Annotated in this window: 15 protein-coding genes and 1 pseudogene; 9 read left to right on the top strand and 7 right to left on the bottom strand. The window is 41.9% G+C overall.

Annotated elements, in window-relative coordinates; genetic code table 11:
• Window positions 1–2: 2 nt before the first annotated feature.
• The 5 genes and pseudogenes from DCO44_RS00355 to DCO44_RS00375 form a co-directional block, all read right to left on the bottom strand.
• Window positions 3–806: pseudogene (locus DCO44_RS00355) on the bottom strand (NYN domain-containing protein).
• A 91-nt stretch (window positions 807–897) separates the two neighbouring features.
• The gene (gene topA / locus DCO44_RS00360; protein ID WP_116758654.1) at window positions 898–3,543 is read right to left on the bottom strand and encodes a type I DNA topoisomerase; all 2,646 of its coding nucleotides are present in this window, start codon (window positions 3,541–3,543) and stop codon (window positions 898–900) included.
• A gap of 36 nt (window positions 3,544–3,579) precedes the next feature.
• Window positions 3,580–4,029, bottom strand: coding sequence for an ammonium transporter (locus tag DCO44_RS00365; protein ID WP_116758655.1), 450 nt, complete (start codon window positions 4,027–4,029; stop codon window positions 3,580–3,582).
• Between the two features lie 70 nt (window positions 4,030–4,099).
• Window positions 4,100–5,092 (bottom strand): hypothetical protein, encoded by a 993-nt coding sequence (locus tag DCO44_RS00370; protein ID WP_116758656.1) that lies wholly within the window; start codon window positions 5,090–5,092, stop codon window positions 4,100–4,102.
• A gap of 133 nt (window positions 5,093–5,225) precedes the next feature.
• Window positions 5,226–5,471 (bottom strand): SlyX family protein, encoded by a 246-nt coding sequence (locus DCO44_RS00375; RefSeq protein ID WP_116758657.1) that lies wholly within the window; start codon window positions 5,469–5,471, stop codon window positions 5,226–5,228.
• 33 nt (window positions 5,472–5,504) lie between these two features.
• On the opposite strand from DCO44_RS00375, the gene DCO44_RS00380 reads away from it, so the two are divergent.
• Window positions 5,505–7,412 carry an ATP-binding cassette domain-containing protein gene (locus DCO44_RS00380; protein WP_116758658.1) on the top strand — a complete coding sequence of 636 codons (1,908 nt, stop codon included), beginning with the start codon at window positions 5,505–5,507 and terminating at the stop codon, window positions 7,410–7,412.
• A 113-nt stretch (window positions 7,413–7,525) separates the two neighbouring features.
• Here DCO44_RS00380 and DCO44_RS00385 read toward each other — a convergent pair whose 3' ends face one another.
• The gene (locus tag DCO44_RS00385) at window positions 7,526–8,497 is read right to left on the bottom strand and encodes an acyltransferase family protein (protein WP_116758659.1); all 972 of its coding nucleotides are present in this window, start codon (window positions 8,495–8,497) and stop codon (window positions 7,526–7,528) included.
• Between the two features lie 342 nt (window positions 8,498–8,839).
• On the opposite strand from DCO44_RS00385, the gene DCO44_RS00390 reads away from it, so the two are divergent.
• The 3 genes from DCO44_RS00390 (at window position 8,840) to DCO44_RS00400 (ending at window position 11,739) form a co-directional block, all read left to right on the top strand.
• Window positions 8,840–9,472, top strand: a complete 633-nt coding sequence (locus tag DCO44_RS00390; protein ID WP_116758660.1) for a LysE family translocator — start codon at window positions 8,840–8,842, stop codon at window positions 9,470–9,472.
• 130 nt (window positions 9,473–9,602) lie between these two features.
• Window positions 9,603–10,538 (top strand): LpxL/LpxP family Kdo(2)-lipid IV(A) lauroyl/palmitoleoyl acyltransferase, encoded by a 936-nt coding sequence (gene lpxL / locus DCO44_RS00395; protein WP_116758821.1) that lies wholly within the window; start codon window positions 9,603–9,605, stop codon window positions 10,536–10,538.
• Window positions 10,539–10,632: 94 nt separating this feature from the next.
• Complete coding sequence (locus tag DCO44_RS00400; protein WP_116758661.1) at window positions 10,633–11,739, top strand: glycosyltransferase family 4 protein; 1,107 nt, start codon at window positions 10,633–10,635, stop codon at window positions 11,737–11,739.
• 295 nt (window positions 11,740–12,034) lie between these two features.
• On the opposite strand, the gene DCO44_RS00410 is transcribed toward DCO44_RS00400, so the two are convergent.
• Window positions 12,035–13,156, bottom strand: coding sequence for an endonuclease/exonuclease/phosphatase family protein (locus tag DCO44_RS00410; protein WP_116758662.1), 1,122 nt, complete (start codon window positions 13,154–13,156; stop codon window positions 12,035–12,037).
• Between the two features lie 188 nt (window positions 13,157–13,344).
• Between DCO44_RS00410 and asd the strand changes: the two genes are divergently transcribed.
• The 5 genes from asd (at window position 13,345) to truA (ending at window position 19,270) form a co-directional block, all read left to right on the top strand.
• Window positions 13,345–14,463, top strand: a complete 1,119-nt coding sequence (gene asd / locus DCO44_RS00415) for an aspartate-semialdehyde dehydrogenase (protein ID WP_116758663.1) — start codon at window positions 13,345–13,347, stop codon at window positions 14,461–14,463.
• A 140-nt stretch (window positions 14,464–14,603) separates the two neighbouring features.
• Window positions 14,604–16,055 (top strand): hypothetical protein, encoded by a 1,452-nt coding sequence (locus tag DCO44_RS00420; RefSeq protein WP_116758664.1) that lies wholly within the window; start codon window positions 14,604–14,606, stop codon window positions 16,053–16,055.
• 67 nt (window positions 16,056–16,122) lie between these two features.
• Window positions 16,123–17,436: a hypothetical protein gene (locus DCO44_RS00425; RefSeq protein WP_116758665.1), complete on the top strand. Its 1,314-nt coding sequence runs from the start codon at window positions 16,123–16,125 to the stop codon at window positions 17,434–17,436.
• A 46-nt stretch (window positions 17,437–17,482) separates the two neighbouring features.
• Window positions 17,483–18,454 (top strand): asparaginase, encoded by a 972-nt coding sequence (locus DCO44_RS00430; protein WP_116758822.1) that lies wholly within the window; start codon window positions 17,483–17,485, stop codon window positions 18,452–18,454.
• An 18-nt stretch (window positions 18,455–18,472) separates the two neighbouring features.
• The gene (truA, locus tag DCO44_RS00435) at window positions 18,473–19,270 is read left to right on the top strand and encodes a tRNA pseudouridine(38-40) synthase TruA (RefSeq protein WP_116758666.1); all 798 of its coding nucleotides are present in this window, start codon (window positions 18,473–18,475) and stop codon (window positions 19,268–19,270) included.
• Window positions 19,271–19,286: the final 16 nt, after the last annotated feature.

Below are 19,286 nucleotides of genomic sequence, written 5' to 3' on the forward strand. Positions count from 1 at the left end.
TTTTAAGCACTCTGCTTCTTCATTTTTCTTAAATACATCTGGCTCATATCTACTTTTGTTTCAAAAAGATTAAGCGTTTTAATTAAGCCTGATAATTTTGCTCTACCATAATTACGAGAATCAAATTCAGGTTTTACAGCGCTGATATATTGTCCAACCATACTTAAATTTGCCCATCCATTTTCATCTCCATTATCTTTCACTGCTTTATAGATTAAATTTAAAGTTGCACGATCCATTATATCTGTCGTGGTAGTATCCTTAACTGAAGAAACAGCTTTTACATCGGATATTTTATTTGTATCTAATATCTTCTTTACTTGAAGATTTACAATTTCATAATCTTCCGTATTCTTTAGATCACTCTCGGAAATCAAATTTTCAACAAAAACAAATTTATCACAGGCCTTTTTAAATGCCTCTGGTGTAGATTTTTTACCAAAACCATAAACACTTAAACCATTTTCACGAATACGCGAGGCTAAAGGTGTAAAGTCACTGTCACTCGACACGATACAAAACCCATCTAATGCCCCAGCATAGAGTAAGTCCATTGCATCAATGATTAAAATCATGTCCGTTGCATCTTTACCTTTTGTGTAGGCAAATTGCTGAACGGGAGTAATGGCATGAGGCAACAAAACATCACGCTATTTCTTTAATGTTTCACTACTCCAATCCCCATAAACACGCTTTACGCTTGCAATTCCATATTTAGCCACTTCTTCTAATACTAATGAAATAGCACTAATCGATGAATTATCTGCATCAATTAGTACTGCAAACTTCTTTGTTTGAATATCCACAATTCCCCCAATTTTTTACTTTCTTATATGAATGATTGTGACATAAAAAATGCCCACCGAAGTGAGCATTTATATTCAATACCTTAAGTCGTTAAGCCTCAACCCATTTTCCATCTTGGAAAACCAAAGACCATTTGGTTTGTTTCCCTTCTGGCGTTTCCGAACCAATATATTGTGCTTGGTTTTTACGGCTAAATTTCACCAATGTTGGATTCCCTTCTGGGTCAACATCGGGTGCCTGCAAAATAAACTGATACTTCGGATCAAGTTGATCAGCAACACTACGAAGTTCCGAAACTTTAGGTGCACGTGTTTCACGTACTTTCGGGAACTTACTTGCTGCCAAGAATAGACCTGCCGCTCCATCACGCAGAACAAAAAAGTCATCATGCTTGGTCGAGCGTAAGTGTTCCATCTTGATTGGGTCCACACGTGGAGGTGCAGGCTGACCACTTTTCAACACCTTGCGGGTATTGTCACAGCTCATGCAAGCAAAGTACGGTCCAAAACGACCTGTCTTGAGTTGCATTTCACCGTCACACTTATCACATGGAATGGTTGGGCCATCATACCCTTTGATTTTGAACTCACCTTCTTCCAGTTCAAAACCCGCGCAATCAGGATTGTTACCACAAACATGTAGTTTACGACCACCATCAATGACATAACTGTCCATCGCTGTTGCGCAAATCGGACAGCGTTTTTTCGACATCAAGTCTGCTGTTTCTGCGGCATCATCATCAGACAACGCTGCAAGTGATTCGACTGGGGTTAAGTTCAAAGTACCTTTACAGCGCTCTTTCGGTGGCAAGTTATAGCCTGAACACCCTAAGAAGACACCGGTAGTCCCTGTACGAATCTGCATTGGTCGAGAACATTCTGGACAATGTACTGCATCAACTTCCACAGGTTGATTGCGGCGCATACCACTTTCACCTTGCGCATTGGTCAGACGCGTTTTGAAATCGCCATAGAAACTGTCAAGCAACTCTTTCCAGTTACGTTCGCCATCGGCCACTTTATCCAACTGACCTTCTAAGTCCGCGGTAAAGTCATAGTTCATGAGGTTATTGAAACTTTCATCCAAACGATCAGTAACAATCTCCCCCATCTTTTCTGCATATAGACGACGGTTTTCCAGTTTCACATAACCACGGTCTTGAATAGTCGAAATAATTGCAGCGTAAGTTGATGGTCGACCAATGCCCTTTTTCTCAAGCTCTTTCACCAATGACGCTTCAGTAAAACGCGCAGGCGGCTTGGTAAAGTGTTGTGATGGGTCTAGTTTTTCCAGATTCAATACCTCACCCACTTTCACCGCAGGCAATAGCACATCATCATCGGATTTGTTTTGACCACGGACTTTGGTAAAACCGTCAAACACCAAGGTACGACCTTTGGCTTTCAGTTCAACACCATTGGCATCGACCAAAATTGTGGAAGATAGATATTCGGCTGGTGTCATCTGACATGCCACGAATTGGCGCCAGATTAAATCATATAAACGTTGTGCATCACGTTCTACCCCCACCAAACTATCGCCTTTTAAACCGACATTGGATGGACGAATGGCTTCATGCGCTTCTTGTGCACCCGCTTTATTGCCATAACGATTTGGCTTCGCAGGTATATATTTTTTACCAAACTCAGTCTCAATATGGTGACGCACCATATTTACCGCATCGTCACTTAAAAAAGTCGAGTCGGTACGCATATAGGTAATGAAACCTGCTTCATACAAACGTTGCGCCAACATCATGGTTTTCTTAACTGAAAAACCTAAACGTGTGCTGGCTGCTTGCTGTAAAGTCGAGGTGATATACGGCGCACTCGGATTAACCTTGGTCGGTTTATCTTCACGTGCTGAAACTTTGTAATCTGCATCTTTCAAAATTTTCAATAAAGCATCAGTTTCTGCTTTATTGCGTAATTTGAGCGTCTTACCTGCTTGCTTCACCGCCTCTAAACGAATTTCATCGCTTGAAGATTTAGTATCTGCAAATACCTGCCAATATTCTTCAGGAATGAAGGCACGAATTTCACGCTCACGTTCTACGACCAGTTTGACTGCGACAGACTGTACTCGTCCTGCGGATAGACCACGCGCAATTTTCTCCCACAATAAAGGAGAAATCATAAAGCCAACCACACGGTCTAGAAAACGGCGTGCCTGTTGGGCATTGACTTTATTGGTGTCTAAACGTGCTGGATGCTTAAAGGCTTCTTGAATGGCATTTTTGGTAATTTCATTAAACACTACACGTTGATAACGTGAATCATCACCGCCAATGACTTCTTTTAAATGCCACGCAATCGCTTCCCCTTCACGGTCCAAGTCCGTTGCGAGATAAACTTCATCGACTTGCGATGCCAGTTTTTTTAATTCAGCAACCACATTTTCTTTGCCTGGAAGCACTTCATAATGTGCCTTCCAGTCATGTTCAGGATCAACCCCCATACGGTTGACCAAGGCTTGTTGTGCTTTTTCAGCCTTTTGTACTTCGGTCAGTTTGGTTCGAGTTGCTGTAGTTTTCTTATCCGCAGTTTTACCTGAACCACCCGTCGGCAAGTCACGCACATGACCTACAGAGGATTTTACAATGTAATTTGGGCCTAAATATTTGTTGATTGTTTTCGCTTTTGCAGGCGACTCCACAATCACTAAGGCACGTTTATTCCCAGCATCAGAAGATTTTGCTGTTGTGCTTTTGGATGTGGATCGAGGAGCATTCGCCATAGTTAACCGTTTTTCCTATTTCAGTGAATCTAAAAATTAAAGTTCAGCCAAAGAATGTAAATATGCTTTGATGTCTTCCAATTGGGCTGCTAATAAGTCAGCTTCTTCGTCCCAATAGATTCCTACACAGTTTGCCTGCATATCAATAGCATAAATGCCCTTTAATGCAATGGGAAAATTATTAAATTTTTCATCACCATGCACCACCTTGAGCTGCTGATCTTCAACACGGGCACGCATCAGCGGCAAACGTGCATCTGGAATCAGGACACTATAATAAGCAACCATACTGGCACGATTTGAAGATGCCAACGGAATTTTAGTCCAATCTGGTGCTGCCACTAAGCGTGGGTGTAATCCCATTTTTCGTGCTTTTTCACGCATTAAGCCCAATGCTTTTTCTCGAGGGCTAACGCGGAGTCCCAAAATTGACCCGAGCACAAACACAATAATGACAACAGCAACCCAAATTCCTGTATTTTCCATAGCAAAACCTTTTTTGTCTTTTATTAGAGTTGCATAAGCACAATATAAAACGCAAGTTGGAACGATGAAATTAATTTAGGAACATTTCATGACTATATAAGACTTCATGTCCATTCCAGTAAATATAACCTTTTTCAATCAACTCTTTGAGTAACAAACGCACATCTGCTTTAGGAAACATTTGCTCTAATAAATCACGTAAGGCATAGATGTCTTTCGGCTTATCATTTTTCAATTCGCGTAACTTTTTCGCGACTTCAAGCTGTACAGGATCTATTTTTCCAAAATCTTTAAACAAAGCATCTTGTGCTTGTTGCACGTCTGGTACTGAAGATGCCAATTCGGCTGAACTCTGTAACAGTTCTACCGCTTGCGCTAAATTACTTGAGCTCACCAACGCTGCTTGATCTTGTTCAAGATGTAACAGTGCCCATTGCTTTAATACTTTTTTACGAAAATTAATCTGCTCATCATAACGTTTCACAATTTTCAGATTAATCAACATGCCCACCAAGTGCTGTGCTTTTTCAGGCACCACTTGCAAGATATTCATAACCGAGTTTTTTAGTGAATCGATGGTATTGGGTTTACCTGGCATTTTCGCCAAAGCATCGCAGTATTGCTTGACCATTTTTAAGTACGGTTTACTTTGAATGACATCCAAACTTGGAATTTTGTATTTGGGTTTGCTTATTTCAGCCGCATCTTGAATTTGAATCAAGCTACAAGTCAGTGCCGAACCACGCATCAACTCGATTAAAACAGCACTGGTTTTTGCTGCTGAAATCACTTCAACATGCGTATCGGGTTCGAGTAAAGCCATTAACTGTCCAACGACCACCGCATATTCAAACTCTTTCTCTTTGGCTTGAGCAGTTTCTAAAATCACCACTTGCCCTGTATTGACCCACATTGCAAATTCAGTCAGATCTTCCAACGTATATGCAAACTGTCCGTTGCAATTAAACAAATACAAGGTCGGATAATGCTGCACCAGATCGCGTAGCATCTTTGCCGTTGGCATATTATTTTCTAGATCGAACAAAACCGCTTTAGCAGACATAAATACAGAATCATGAGAGATAAGCAAAGAGCGTGCATTAGAACGGGAAGCGGGCAAAAGGTCAAGCCTTGCCCTCGTTCCCTTGTTTGAAATGCATAGGATTAAGCCATACCGCTCAAAGCTTCAAACTAGATCAATAGTGTGGTGGTATATTGCTGAAAGGATCAAAAGCTTCGATCCCTTCAGATAAATCGGCAGATTCCACACGTTGATAAAGAAACTGCATTTGTTTTTTTAAATCAGCAATTTCGGCATGTTGGCGAATCACTTGTTCATTGAGTTGTTCAACTAAATCATCTAAAAATGCAATTCGGACTTGCAAATCTTCAATGGGTGCGGACAATGACGCCTGATTATCTAGATTTTGTTGCTTAGTCATTCAAAGTCCTCATTTGAGATTTCAGGAAACATTATGGCCTATATTACTTTAAGGGATGTCCAGCTTGCATTCGGTGGACCTGCCCTACTCGATGGCGCGAATTTTAACCTAGAACGCGGCGAACGGGTGTGTTTGATTGGCCGTAATGGTGAAGGTAAGTCTACGCTACTTAAACTAATTGAAGGTACTTTATTGCCAGATTCTGGCGAAGTTGCTATTCAAAATGGCTTAACGGTGTCCATGTTGGCACAAGACGTCCCTATGGATTCTGGCAAAGTCGCAGACATTGTGGCAGACGGCGCAGGTGAAGCTGCCACTGTACTTAAAGCATACCACGAAGCATGTGATGCCTGCATCTTAGGTGATATGGAAGCATGCGATCGCATGGGCAATTTACAGCATAAATTGGATCAACTCGATGGCTGGGCTTTAGAAAATAAAGTCAATTCCATTTTAAGTAAGATGGGATTAGACCCAAATGCCGATTTGGCCGATTTATCGGGTGGACGTAAGCGTCGTGTGCTGTTAGCACGTGCCTTACTGACTCAACCAGACGTCCTGTTACTGGACGAACCGACCAACCATTTGGATGTAGAAAGCATTGAATGGTTAGAAAAATTTTTACTCGATCAAAACAATTTAACCCTCTTGTTTATCTCGCATGACCGTTCATTTGTGGACAGTATTGCCACCCGTATTGTGGAGCTTGATCGTGGGACTTTACGTAGCTACGAAGGTAACTATTCGCGCTACTTAGACCTCAAAGCACAACAAATGGAAGCCGAAGAAAAACAAAATGCGTTGTTCGATAAACGATTAGCTGAAGAAGAAGTATGGATTCGCCAAGGGATTAAAGCCCGTCGTACCCGTAATGAAGGTCGTGTCCGCGCCTTAAAAGCGCTGCGTGAAGAATCCAAAGCACGTCGCTTCCAGCAAGGCAAAGTCAGCATGGCCACCCAAGATGCCAATCGTTCTGGGAAATTGGTGTTTGACATTGAACACCTCAGTGTTTCTTACGGTGATAACCTACTGATCAAGGATTTCTCTGCGTTGGTGATGCGTGGCGACCGCATTGGTTTAGTTGGGGATAACGGTGTTGGAAAAACCACCTTAATTAAAGCCATTTTAGGTCAAATTGAACATGGCGGTTCAGTCAAAACAGGCACACAGCTTGAGATTGCCTATTTTGACCAATTGCGTAATGCGCTTGACCTTGAAAAAACCGTGATGGCCAATGTGTCAGAAGGCTCTGACTTTGTCGATGTAAATGGTAACCGTCGTCATATCTACAGCTACTTACAAGACTTCCTATTTTCGCCAGAACGCGCGCGTACGCCAGTCAAAGCACTTTCTGGTGGTGAAAGGAACCGCATTCTGTTAGCCAAGTTGTTACTCAAACCATCCAATTTAATCGTGATGGATGAGCCAACCAATGACTTAGATATGGTGACTTTAGAACTGCTGGAAGAGATGCTATCTGATTATAAAGGCACCTTACTGCTCATCTCGCATGACCGTGCCTTTATGGACAACGTAGTCACTTCAACTTGGGTGTTTGATGGCAAAGGCAATATTGATGAGTACATTGGTGGTTATCAGGATTACCTAGAACAACGTCCAGATCAGAAAGTGGTTGATCAAAAAAGTGATGTGAAAAAGGCACAAGCCAAAGCTGAAGCGGCTGCCGCAGCAACGCCTGCGCCGAAAAAGGTAAAGCTGAGCTATAAAGATCAACGAGAACTCGATAGCTTACCTGCGGAAATTGAAGCTCTGGAAGCTGAACAAACTCAACTTTCAGACAAGTTGGCAGATGGTTCTTGGTTTGTTTCAAATGCCGATGCCGCGACTCAAGCGTCACAGCGTCTGGCTGAAATTGAAGAACAGTTACTTGAAAAATTGGAACGTTGGGATAGATTAGAAAACCTCAGCAAAGGCAACTAATTTAATGCTCAATAACCCGATTGGCTGAGTCATTTAACCAATCGGGTTTTTTATTGTTTAATTCAAATCGTACAAATAGCTAAAGTTATATGACAAACAAACCAATCAGTCGGTTATTTCTGCCACAATTTACGCATAGGTCGTAGCAACCACTGTGATAATTGGCGGATCGTCTGATCAAAAATCCGTTGTTGTAGCAACCAACAAGTCAAAATTGACAACACCACACAAATCAATATTTCCACTGCCACAGGCAACTTGAGCTGAATCATTCGGGCTAGCCAAATCACCACAAAACCATGTAACAAATACACAGGCAAAGTGTTTTGCCCCAAGCGCATAAAGCGAGTTCCCAAATGCTGAAATAACGCCAGAAGCGTGAGTACACCCCAACTTGATAGCAATAAACACGCTATACGAGTCAAACTTCCTTGCCAGATATCCACTTTGAGCTGAGCATAACTCAAACTGCCATACCACCAGAATTGACTTAAATTCGTCCAATACAGAACAAGCATGATAAAACCAAGACTTAGGCTTGCCCAGAGTACCGCGTGATTCTGCTGTTGTAACTTTTGCATGATGGGCTGACCATAACGATACCCCAACACAAAAAAAGGCAAGAAGACACAAATTCTGCCAATGGAATAGGCATAGTTATTCCATGGCGAAAAACCAATGCCTAAAGCAATCAGCACCGCGAGTACAAGGGCAAAACGGTTTGCATGGAACACATGCATAAATAACGTCCAAGCCATCATCCCCATGAGATACCACATCAGCCAATACGGACGTTCAAACAAACTCCAATGCCATTGCCCAGACATAACTGCATCCGATACCAAATACAACAGTTGAAAAGGCACATAAAGCGCAATAAAAAAGAGGAGGTTTTTGAGCCAGTTTTTATCTTTATACAACATGCCAGAAATAAAAATAAAAGCAGGCATATGTATGGCATAAATGGTTTCGAGCAGTAACTGATTGCTCGCTTGTGACCAACCGATCATGCGCTCCAGAAAATGCCCTAACACCACCAGAAAAATTAAACCTGCTTTGGCAGTATCAATCGCGTCATTTCTCATCTATACATGCAATCAATTTGAAATATGTTGCTAGTCTAACATCTGTATTTCAAGTTACTTCATATCCATCATGCTGAATCATCGGGATAAAATGAATCCCCTTTTGTTCAGTCGCATAACCAGAGATGACCAAGCCAAATTTCAAGAGCATAGTTCAGTAAAAAGTACGCGTGCCCTATCCCATTTTTCACCTCATTCATTAAAAATCTAAAACTAGAAAAGATTAACTTGATAATCTTAATGACAATTCAACAGGCTAAATTACCCATTGGCAGCACAAACCAGATTTATCAACATCGATATGCTATACCTATCAACATAAGAATAACTGAGCCTTTTATCATGTTAGATTTGTCACAAATTTTCGCATTTGCTTTGGTGAGCCTAGCAATGGTCCTCACCCCTGGCCCGAATATGATTTACCTGATTTCACGTTCAATTTCTCAAGGAAAAACAGCAGGTTTCATTTCTTTAGGCGGTATCGCTCTGGGCTTTGTCTTGTATATGCTTTGCGCTTCTTTCGGGATCACAGCGCTCGTTGTCGCAGTTCCATATGCTTATGACACGATTCGTATTGTAGGGGCTGTCTATTTACTCTGGTTGGCATGGAAAGCTTTACGCCCCAATGCAGCTCCTATTTTTAGTGTCAAAGATTTATCGATCGATTCACCGTTAAAATTATTTTTAATGGGCTTTTTGACCAGTTTACTTAATCCTAAAATTGCGATTATGTATTTGTCGTTATTGCCACAGTTTATTCACCCACAACAAGGCAGTGTTTTAGCGCAGTCTATTCAACTCGGTACAATCCAAATTTTTGTCAGCGTTTCAGTAAATGCAGTTATTGTTTTTTCTGCAGGTAGCATTGCACTTTTTCTACAGCAAAAACCACTTTGGGCAAATGTACAGCGTTGGCTCATGGGCACAGTTCTCGCTGGGCTTGCAGTACGCATTCTTCTGGAAAGTCGTCGTTAAACTGTCATATCAAAACCAGCAGATGGTGACAGGCAACGTTCATCCTCATTTTTAGCGTGGATAACCTTGACCAAATCAGTTCATGCTACACTTTGCACAGTCTTCACTTTTTCAAACTAATTATATCGTTATGAGCCAAGCACAGACCTATACACCTGGTGAATTTCAATGGTCATTCCTCCATCCTAAATATTGGGGAATTTGGCTTGGCATCGTTTTATTAATGATACTGGCAATTTTGCCGTGGGCAATTCAATATCGCTTAGCCACTTTTCTAGGAAATTTAGCATTTAATAAACTGAAATCCCGCCGTAAAACTACGCTGCGCAATTTAGAAGTCTGTTTTCCAGAATGGAGTCCAGAACAAGTCCAAGACAATGCTCGTCAGGTCTTTGTTGATCAAATGCTCGGCGTGTTTGAAACCCTGAATGCTTGGTACTGCCCACAATGGTTTAAAAATCGAGTCACTATTGAAGGTTTGGAACATATCCAAACCGCGCAAGCGGCAGGTAAAGGCGTCTTACTGCTCGGCACACACTCGACCTTACTCGATGCGGGTGGTTATTTATGCGCACAATATTTTGAACCCGATGTGGTGTATCGTCCACAAAATAACCCTTTGTTAGACATGCTGATTTATCGTTGTCGTACCACGATTTACGCCAATCAAATTGACCATGATGATATGCGCGGCCTGATTCGTAATTTAAAAAATGGACATGCCATTTGGTATAGTCCAGACCAAGATTTCGGTTTAAAACAAGGGGTGATGGCGCCCTTTTTTGGGGTGCCTGCCGCAACTGTTACGGCACATCGACGTCTATTAAAAATTTCTAAAGCTGTTGCTGTTCCCCTGTATTTTTATCGCCACGGTGATGTGGCAAATCCAAAGTATCATCTGTTAATTGAACCAGTGGTAGACAACCTCCCCAGTGAAGATGAAGTAGATGATGCAGCTCGGGTAAATCAAATTATTGAACGACAGCTTCGAATTGCACCGACTCAATACATGTGGTTTCACCGTCGCTTTAAAACCCGCCCAGAAGGGTATGAAAAAATTTATTGATCAACTGTATTGGGGAGAAAGTACAATTTCATCCTCGCTATTTTGATTGACACATTGGCTTGAACGGCACAACAGGACAAAAAGGATAAACTCAATGAAGGTGATGCAGCTTCTTCCTGAACTGAATAGCGGTGGTGTTGAACGTGGCACACTCGAAATTGCCAAAGCGCTGATTAGTCAGGGGCATGAGTCATTGGTAGTTTCCAATGGTGGTCGGATGGTGGCGCAACTCGAAGCCGAAGGCTCTACCCATTTAACCTTGCCCATTCACAAGAAATCATTGTCCAGTCTGTGGCAAATTCGCCCATTACGTCAACTCATTCAGCAGCATCGTCCAGACATTGTGCATGTCCGCTCACGCGTTCCTGCATGGTTGACTCATTTTGCCTTAAAAGGGATTCCTGCAACTGATCGCCCGCACTTGATAAGTACCGTACATGGTTTCTATTCGATTAATCGTTATAGTGCAATTATGACGCAAGCGGAAAAAGTCATTGCGGTTTCGGACAGTGTGGTGCAATACATCACCGAACATTATAAAAATTGCCCTCCGCAAGATATCGTGCGTATTTACCGTGGTATAGATCCCAAAGCATTCCCCCATGGATATCAACCGTCAGTACAGTGGATTCAACACACCTTAAAAGACTATCCACAACTCGAACATAAGTTCCTCTTGTGCTTACCAGGTCGAATCACGCGTCTGAAAGGACATGAAACATTAATTGAATTAGTCCAGCAACTACATACGCAATTCCCCTACTTGCATGCCATTGTGGTCGGGGGTGCTGATCCGAAAAAAGCCGCTTATTTGGATGAACTGCAACGCAACATTCAAAGCAAAGGCTTAGAACATCAGATTACCTTCGTCGGTCACCGCTCTGATATTCGTGAATGGCTCGCCTACAGCGATGTGGTCTTGTCTTTATCAAATCAGGCAGAAACCTTTGGACGTACCGCCTTAGAAGCCTTGTCCGTGGGTACACCTGTGATAGGTTGGAAAAGAGGTGGGGTTGCTGAAATTTTATCTTCAGTTTATGCGCAAGGACTCATCCCTGTTGATGATCAAGCTGAACTTATTCGTGTCGTCCAACATCATATTGAACAGCCTCAACACGTGGCTCCTGTCACGCAATTTAGCTTACAAGACATGTGTGATCAGACTTTAGCACTTTATCAACGTATATTAGAGTCGTCATAATTTTTAAATAAATTTCAGGTATCTTAAAACACATAACCCGAGTTCTGCTTCCTGCAAAACTCGGGCATATGAGGTTGTGCTTTCAATCATAATTCTTGTTTTAGTGTTTGGTCGTCCTAACCAGCCATCATTTCCGTGATGATTTTCCTTCAGCGTCGTCTTCCTTAGTGGGATGTTCCGTTCCCTGTTCCTTGTGCTGATGAAATAAGAATAAAAGAATTCTTATCGTTCGACCATTCGTCAGAGACCGAAACCTTTGTAAGCAATTTCGTACACAATTTCTCATGCAATTTGTTTACTGCTTCTCGTTTTTATAATCCTGTGCAATTTCATCCGTTACTATTTTTTCTTCTCGCTCCGCTTTTTCAATCCCTTCTTGTATGGCAATCTGAGCTTCTTGCTCATCTGCATCCGTTTGCTCCAATTCCTCTTGCTGTTGCTCAAATAGACGTCCCGTTTGTAATTTGACATAGATTGGAAAGTGATCTGAACCGATATGCGGTAAACGCTGCATTTGAATGAGGGCAAAATCGGTACTGTGAAACACATGGTCGAGAGACCAGCGTAGAAAAGGATAATCGGCATGAAAAGTATTCACATAATGCCGCCCAACTCGCGGGTCGAGTAAGCCACTGATCCGTTGAAATAGACGCGTCGTTCGTGACCAAGCCACATCATTCAAATCCCCCATGACAATACAGCTTTGATCCAGCTCTTTGATTTGATCACCGATAATCAACAATTCAGCATCTCTTAACGTTGAATCCTTGGCTTCAGTCGGACTAGGCGGTTTCGGATGTAGACAGTACAACTGCACAGGCTGCCCTGAAAGCAACAGCACCGTAGTATGAATGGAAGGAATTTCATCACTTAAAATAAATTTCACTTCTGTATCGATGAGTTTCAGTCGACTATACAAATGCATGCCATACAAATTATCCAACGGAATCGGGACACAATAAGGATAATCCGTCTCAAGCACCTGTAATGCCTGTTGCCAACACTGATCTGTTTCTAAGGTCAAAACCAGATCGGGCTTAAATTTGCTAATTTGTTCAATTAATAAGTGATATTGTGTATTGGGTGTGAGTACATTCGAAACCAGTAATGAAATCTGCCGCTCGGGCTGCAATTGCTCGTGAGAAACAGTCTGAACCTGTTTTTTCCACACGAAGGTATAAGGTAAAACCATTTTTAACTGATATGCCAAGGCTGCGATTAACACGACGAAAATCAATTCACGTTGTAAATCCCAAGGATTAGGCCAAAAGATCAGTAAAATAAAGGCCAGAAGCCCAAGTGCTAAAATTTGTAGTCGTGGAAAATCGGCTCCGCGAATCCACCATTCATCACGCGGAATCAATGACCAAAACGTCAGAATCACCACAACAGCCGCCAAGATTTCCACCCAAATCATATTGTTTTTCTCAATCTATTCCGTTTGGTAAACTAAATCTGGACTAACTTTATCAATTCTGTATGTATCATAAACAAGTTATTTCGTTCAATTATAGTGATGTTTTACTTATGTAGTACTTGCAGTTGTGGTCGCTTTTGATACACTCAAACCCCTTTTAAATTTTTAACGCACCGAGGCAAAATGACATGAAAGTAGGTCTGGTCGGTTGGCGCGGGATGGTTGGTTCTGTCCTTATGCAACGTATGGTTGAAGAGAATGACTTTGCTCACTTTGAGCCATTCTATTTTTCTACCAGTAATGCAGGTGGTGAAGCCCCTGCATTTGGTGGTAAGACTGCCCCAGCACTTATGGATGCGACAGACATTAACAGTCTGAAGCAAATGGATGTCATTATTACCTGTCAAGGTGGCGACTATACCTCTGAAGTCTTTCCAAAGTTAAAAGCTGAAGGCTGGAAAGGCTATTGGATTGATGCAGCTTCTACCCTGCGTATGGAAGATGAAGCCATCATCGTGCTTGACCCTGTCAACATGAACGTGATTAAAGATGGTTTAGTGAATGGCACTAAAACATTTGTCGGCGGTAACTGTACCGTTTCACTGATGCTGATGGGCTTAGGTGGTTTATTCCAAAATAACCTTGTGGAATGGGCAACCTCAATGACCTATCAAGCGGCTTCAGGTGCAGGCGCGCAAAATATGCGTGAACTGATCTCTGGTATGGGCTATTTGTACAACAACACCAAAGATTTATTAGATGACCCACGCTCTCCAATTTTAGACATCGACTCTAAAATTGCTGAATTACAACGTGGTGAAGGTTTCCCTTCTGCAAACTTTGGCGTACCGTTAGCGGGTTCCCTCATTCCGTATATCGATAAACAGCTTGAAAGCGGTCAATCGAAAGAAGAATGGAAAGGTCAAGTTGAAACCAACAAAATCTTAGGCAACCAGCAGATTGTTCCAATTGATGGCCACTGCGTCCGTATTGGTGCCATGCGTTGTCACTCACAAGCACTTACGTTGAAATTGAAAAAAGACGTGCCGCTAGATGAGATTGAAGACATGTTACGTAGCGCGAACCAATGGGCGAAAGTCGTTCCAAATACGCGTGAAGCTTCAATGACTGATCTGACTCCTGTTGCAGTAACAGGCACACTTAGCGTTCCTGTAGGCCGTTTACGTAAACTGAATATGGGTAAAGAGTACCTCGGTGCATTCACTGTGGGTGATCAACTGTTGTGGGGTGCTGCTGAACCACTACGCCGTATGCTACGTATTCTAATTGATTTTAAAAATGCATAAGCATTTTTAAATTTTCAAAAAAAGCCGATCAATTATGATCGGCTTTTTATGTAACTAGAATGTTATCCATTTACAATTCCTCAACATCTCGGTAATGTATAATTCTCTCGTTGCGATATATGACCAGAGTCAAAACTAAGATGACTGTATATAACAAATTAAAAATTGCTATTCTCGCCATTATTGCATCGCAAAATCTTCACGCGATTAGTATTGATCCATTACAGATCCAGTCTGCGCCTGGAGAATTACTCTACGCAGAAATTCCATTTCATCATGCAAAAACCGATGAGCCTGTTCAAGTCAGTTTGGCGACACCAGAAGATATCAATACCTTAGGTGTTGTTCATCAACCCCCAGGTCATCTGAATTTCTTTTCTCGACAAAACAGTTCAGGTGAGGGCGTCATTACCATCACGTCATCTCGTCCATTGACGGAATCTGAGCTGAATATCGTGGTGCGTATTCAGGAAGGTAATGCGGTACATTTACGCCATATTCGTACACCGATCCAACGTACCACTGCACCTAAGCCGATGTTTAGTGCCAAAGCCAATGAAAAAGTGCTTAGTCCAATCATGATTGTGAGTGAAAAGGATATTGCGCTTAACTTACCGACCAGTGCTCAACTTCAGCCTACTGAAGCAGCACAACTGAATCCAATGTCCAATTCAGTTGATTCACTAAAACTAAAAACAATACAACCGCCAAAGTTGGCAACAGTGACTGACTCAAATGAAGCGCCTATCGTCGTTTCTAGTTTAAATACCGCGAGTACACCAGCAGCACAGGCCAAAGTGCTTACCGAAACTCAGACTGACTCAGCAAAGCCAACGACAAGCGTTGCCAAAAATACCTCCAATACGGCAAATCTAACCCCTAAACAGTCATCTGCCCCGCAAGTACAGCAGTATCAGAAACGTGCGGAAACAGAGAAAGTTTCTGCTGCATCGGCTCAAGCAACAACTTCAACACCCAAATTACCAACTGAACCAAAGCCAGCAACCATCAAGCCTGCTCCTACTGCGGCAGTAGCTGACGTGAAAAAAGTTCAGCCTAATCAGCATACCGTACAAAACAATGAATCGCTTTGGGCAATTGCACAACGGGTTGCCACTGAGCAAAATCGTCCAATTGGTGAAGTGATGCAGCAAATTAAAACCCAAAACTCGCATGCATTTATTCGGGGTGATATCAATCGATTACGTCGTGGGGTGACTTTAAACTTACAAACCAATACCGCCAATAAATCCCAACAAAAAATTGTGGCTCCACCCAACACAGTGGCAAAACAATCTGGAAAAGCAAAATATCGCCTGAATCAAGCCGAAATGAGCTTAGTGGCAGAAAAGAACCCCGAAACCACCAATGGAACAGCAAAGCAGAAAGCTAAGAATGAGCAAATATCAAATGAATTGTCATTAAAAGTTATGACATCTCGGGAAAAAACCGTTAAATTACAGAGAAACGTAACTCAGCTGGAATTGGCACTACGTCAAAAGGACCAAAGAATTCAATTATTAAATGCTCGTCTTGCACAATTGCAACAACAGTTGAAAGCACAACAAGCACAGAAAAAGCCAAACAGCTAAATTGTTATATAATTTTGATATTAGAATCAATGAATTAAACATACATTTGATTCGTAAGGGGTAAAACATGCTGATTTATGTGATTCCGTTTATACTTTTGTTAGTCGTGGCAATTGTTTTAAAAAAACGAGAAGCTAGTAAAGAAGCCGATACGGCACCAAAAAAAACGACTGCGGCTCGTAATAAAGCCAAAACTCCTGTAAATAAACGGAAAACCCCACAAAAAACCCAAGTGGTGGAAGATCCAGTTATTGAAAAAAAACAGGAAACACCACTAAGTAACGAGTTACGCAGCCAAATTCAAGGGCAAATTCGTGATCGCAATTACTTTGCAGCAGAAGCACAAATTAATCAGGCACTGAATAAAGATAATTCCCAACATGAACTTTATTTATTGTTATTGGATATCCATCTAGAACAAAAAGATGAATTTGCGGTTAGCCAATTATTCAATCATTTACGCTCGCTTGAACTTGAAGAAACTCTGGCGCTAGCGGAACAGAAAAAAGCTGAACATGAAAAAGAGCATCTTTCATCGGTAGACACTATCGACTTTCAGCCGCAAACGCTTTCAAGCTATGCTGAACCAACCCCTGCGGCACAAAACGCACCAGATTTTGATGCACTCATTGAAAATAAAGTTACAACATCAAGTTCTTTTGATCTGTTGCAGGCGGAAACACCTAGTACCTCTCCTGTTGAAGAAAAGCCGTTAGAGTTTAAGTCTTTCAGTGTAAGCCCTGAAATCATTGAACCTACCATAGAACCAACACCAGAATCAGATGCTCCGTCTCTGAAATTTGATGATTTAGTTGAGCTGAAACCTCAAGTTGAAGAACCAGTTCAGGTACAAAAAGAAAGTGAATTAGCTGTTACTGAACTTAAAGATCTAGAATTTTCGTTTAATTTAGATCCTGCACCAACAACTGAAGCAGTCGTTGAAACTGTTACTGCACCGATAACAGAAAAATCTGAAGATCAGCCAGAATTCAAATTTTCGTTTGATCTTGAACAACCAAGTGCTGAAAAAGCAACGACGCAAGTCGAGGTGCAATCAGAAGTATCTACTATGTCTTTTGACTTAGAGTCACCAAAGACAGATCTTGCAACAGCACACTCGATTCCTCAAGACATGACGGAAACAACAGACTTTGCCACGTCTGCTGTACAAACAGATGTTCATCTACAAGATCCACTGGTGCAATCTTTTCCAGAACTTGGACAAATCAATGAAAGCACATTGAATTTAGATTTAGTACAACAGTATATTCAACTCGGCTCTTATGAAGCAGCTCGTCAACTGTTTGCTGAGAGTTCGAATAATTTTTCAGCGGAACAGCAGCAACGCGCGGAACAGTTACTGAATCAAATAGCATCTTAAGGCATTTCCCTCTACTATAAAGCAGTCATACATGACTGCTTTTTTTATGATGAAAAAAATTGCTTTGATTTATATGGGTGGGACCTTTGGCTGCGTGGGTGAACCCCTGAGCCCTATGCCTGCTGATGAGTTTCTACCTCAACTTAAGAAAGTCTTACCTCTGGATTTGACCGTTGAATGCATGATTGCACCTGTCATTAAAGACAGTAGCGCCTGCACACCTGCCGATTGGTTACAGTTAATACAATTTGTACAACAACTCCAATTACAACAGTTTCAGCATTTTGTGCTTATCCATGGCACAGATACCATGAGCTATGCCTGTGCCATCCTCTCTCGATTCCTAGGACAATCCGCGCATGTTGTGCTTACGGGTAGCCAATATCCTCTACTCAATATTCAGGGTACCAACACACGTGAATTTACCGATGCCATCGACAACCTAAGCTTTGCATTACATGCCGTTCAAACTCAACCCGTTGGCGTATATCTTGCCTTTCATCAGCAGTTATTTCATGGGCGCAGTGTTTTAAAACAACACACCACGGAACTGGATGCCTTTGCAGGTGTGAACAGCCAACACGAACTGCCTCAACCGAGTTCAGCATATCTGGTTCAAGCTGAAGATGTAATCAAAGCCAATCAATTCAATTGTCTAAATCTTATGATGCAACCCATTGCATTAGATCAGCAATTACAAAACATTAAGACTATTGCACAACATCCGCCTAGTTTTCTCATTTTACAAGGCTTTGGTACAGGCAATATCTCAGTCAATGCAGACTGTATCGAATGCTTTAAACAGCTACGTCAACAAGGTTGTATGGTTTTACTTACCACTCAGGTCAGCTTTGGTAAAACTGACCAACGCTATGCGATTAGTAGTTGGATTCAGGATGCAGGTGTAGTAGTGAGTGATTGCATCAGCCATGCAGACTTATATGCCAAAGCGCTGTTGATGTATCTCAAGCATGATTCTATTGATCAATGTTTCACCCATTGGCATGACTCGGTTTAATCAAAGGTAAATAGATCTATGCAACGTTTTGCCATTGGCATTGAATTTTCAGGCGCAGGATATCGTGGCTGGCAAACCCAACAAGCCGGGGTAATCAGTGTGCAAGAAACACTTGAAACTATCCTGAGTAAAGTTGCAGCCGAACCCATTGCACTACATGGCGCAGGTCGTACTGATGCAGGTGTACATGCAACCAATATGGTGGCTCATTTCGATACACATGCAATCAGACCTCTACGTGGCTGGTTAATGGGTGCCAATAGCCAACTACCTAAAGACATTGCCATCCAATGGATTAAGGAGATGGATCATGAATTTCATGCCCGTTTTAAGGCTCAAGCACGTCGTTATCGCTATGTGGTCTATAACCATCCACAACGCCCTGCTTTACTGCATAAACAAGTAACCCATGCACACTACACATTAGATGTAGAAAAAATGATTGCTGCTGCAAAAAAGTTTGAAGGTACACATAATTTTGAAAGCTTTCGTGCTGCGGCTTGTCAGTCCAATCAACCTGTGCGCCACGTGAGCCATTGTCGCTTAATTCGACATGGCGCATATTTGGTGCTGGATATTCAAGCCGATGGCTTCTTACACCATATGGTGCGTAATATTATGGGCTGTTTGCTGGAAATTGGACAAGGCATGTATGACATTGACCATATTGACCATATTTTCGCTGCACAAGATCGTAAAGCAGCGGGCGTAACAGCCCCACCCGATGGCTTATATTTTATTCATGCCGATTATCCAGCGCAATTTGATTTACCCAAAGTGCCTTTAGGTCCTCATTGGTTAAACATGCCAGATTAATGCTCTACATATAATA

This window comes from Acinetobacter sp. AM (assembly GCF_003105055.1).
Taxonomy (GTDB): Bacteria; Pseudomonadota; Gammaproteobacteria; order Pseudomonadales; family Moraxellaceae; genus Acinetobacter; species Acinetobacter tibetensis.

Excerpts from the sequence above, each read along its gene's own strand:
- topA (WP_116758654.1), bottom strand. The coding sequence starts at position 3,543 with ATGGCGAATGCTCCTCGATCCACATCCAAAAGCACAACAGCAAAATCT.
- DCO44_RS00365 (WP_116758655.1), bottom strand. The coding sequence starts at position 4,029 with ATGGAAAATACAGGAATTTGGGTTGCTGTTGTCATTATTGTGTTTGTG.
- DCO44_RS00370 (WP_116758656.1), bottom strand. The coding sequence starts at position 5,092 with ATGTCTGCTAAAGCGGTTTTGTTCGATCTAGAAAATAATATGCCAACG.
- DCO44_RS00375 (WP_116758657.1), bottom strand. The coding sequence starts at position 5,471 with ATGACTAAGCAACAAAATCTAGATAATCAGGCGTCATTGTCCGCACCC.
- DCO44_RS00380 (WP_116758658.1), top strand. The coding sequence starts at position 5,505 with ATGGCCTATATTACTTTAAGGGATGTCCAGCTTGCATTCGGTGGACCT.
- DCO44_RS00385 (WP_116758659.1), bottom strand. The coding sequence starts at position 8,497 with ATGAGAAATGACGCGATTGATACTGCCAAAGCAGGTTTAATTTTTCTG.
- DCO44_RS00390 (WP_116758660.1), top strand. The coding sequence starts at position 8,840 with ATGTTAGATTTGTCACAAATTTTCGCATTTGCTTTGGTGAGCCTAGCA.
- lpxL (WP_116758821.1), top strand. The coding sequence starts at position 9,603 with ATGAGCCAAGCACAGACCTATACACCTGGTGAATTTCAATGGTCATTC.
- DCO44_RS00400 (WP_116758661.1), top strand. The coding sequence starts at position 10,633 with ATGAAGGTGATGCAGCTTCTTCCTGAACTGAATAGCGGTGGTGTTGAA.
- DCO44_RS00410 (WP_116758662.1), bottom strand. The coding sequence starts at position 13,156 with ATGATTTGGGTGGAAATCTTGGCGGCTGTTGTGGTGATTCTGACGTTT.
- asd (WP_116758663.1), top strand. The coding sequence starts at position 13,345 with ATGAAAGTAGGTCTGGTCGGTTGGCGCGGGATGGTTGGTTCTGTCCTT.
- DCO44_RS00420 (WP_116758664.1), top strand. The coding sequence starts at position 14,604 with ATGACTGTATATAACAAATTAAAAATTGCTATTCTCGCCATTATTGCA.
- DCO44_RS00425 (WP_116758665.1), top strand. The coding sequence starts at position 16,123 with ATGCTGATTTATGTGATTCCGTTTATACTTTTGTTAGTCGTGGCAATT.
- DCO44_RS00430 (WP_116758822.1), top strand. The coding sequence starts at position 17,483 with ATGATGAAAAAAATTGCTTTGATTTATATGGGTGGGACCTTTGGCTGC.
- truA (WP_116758666.1), top strand. The coding sequence starts at position 18,473 with ATGCAACGTTTTGCCATTGGCATTGAATTTTCAGGCGCAGGATATCGT.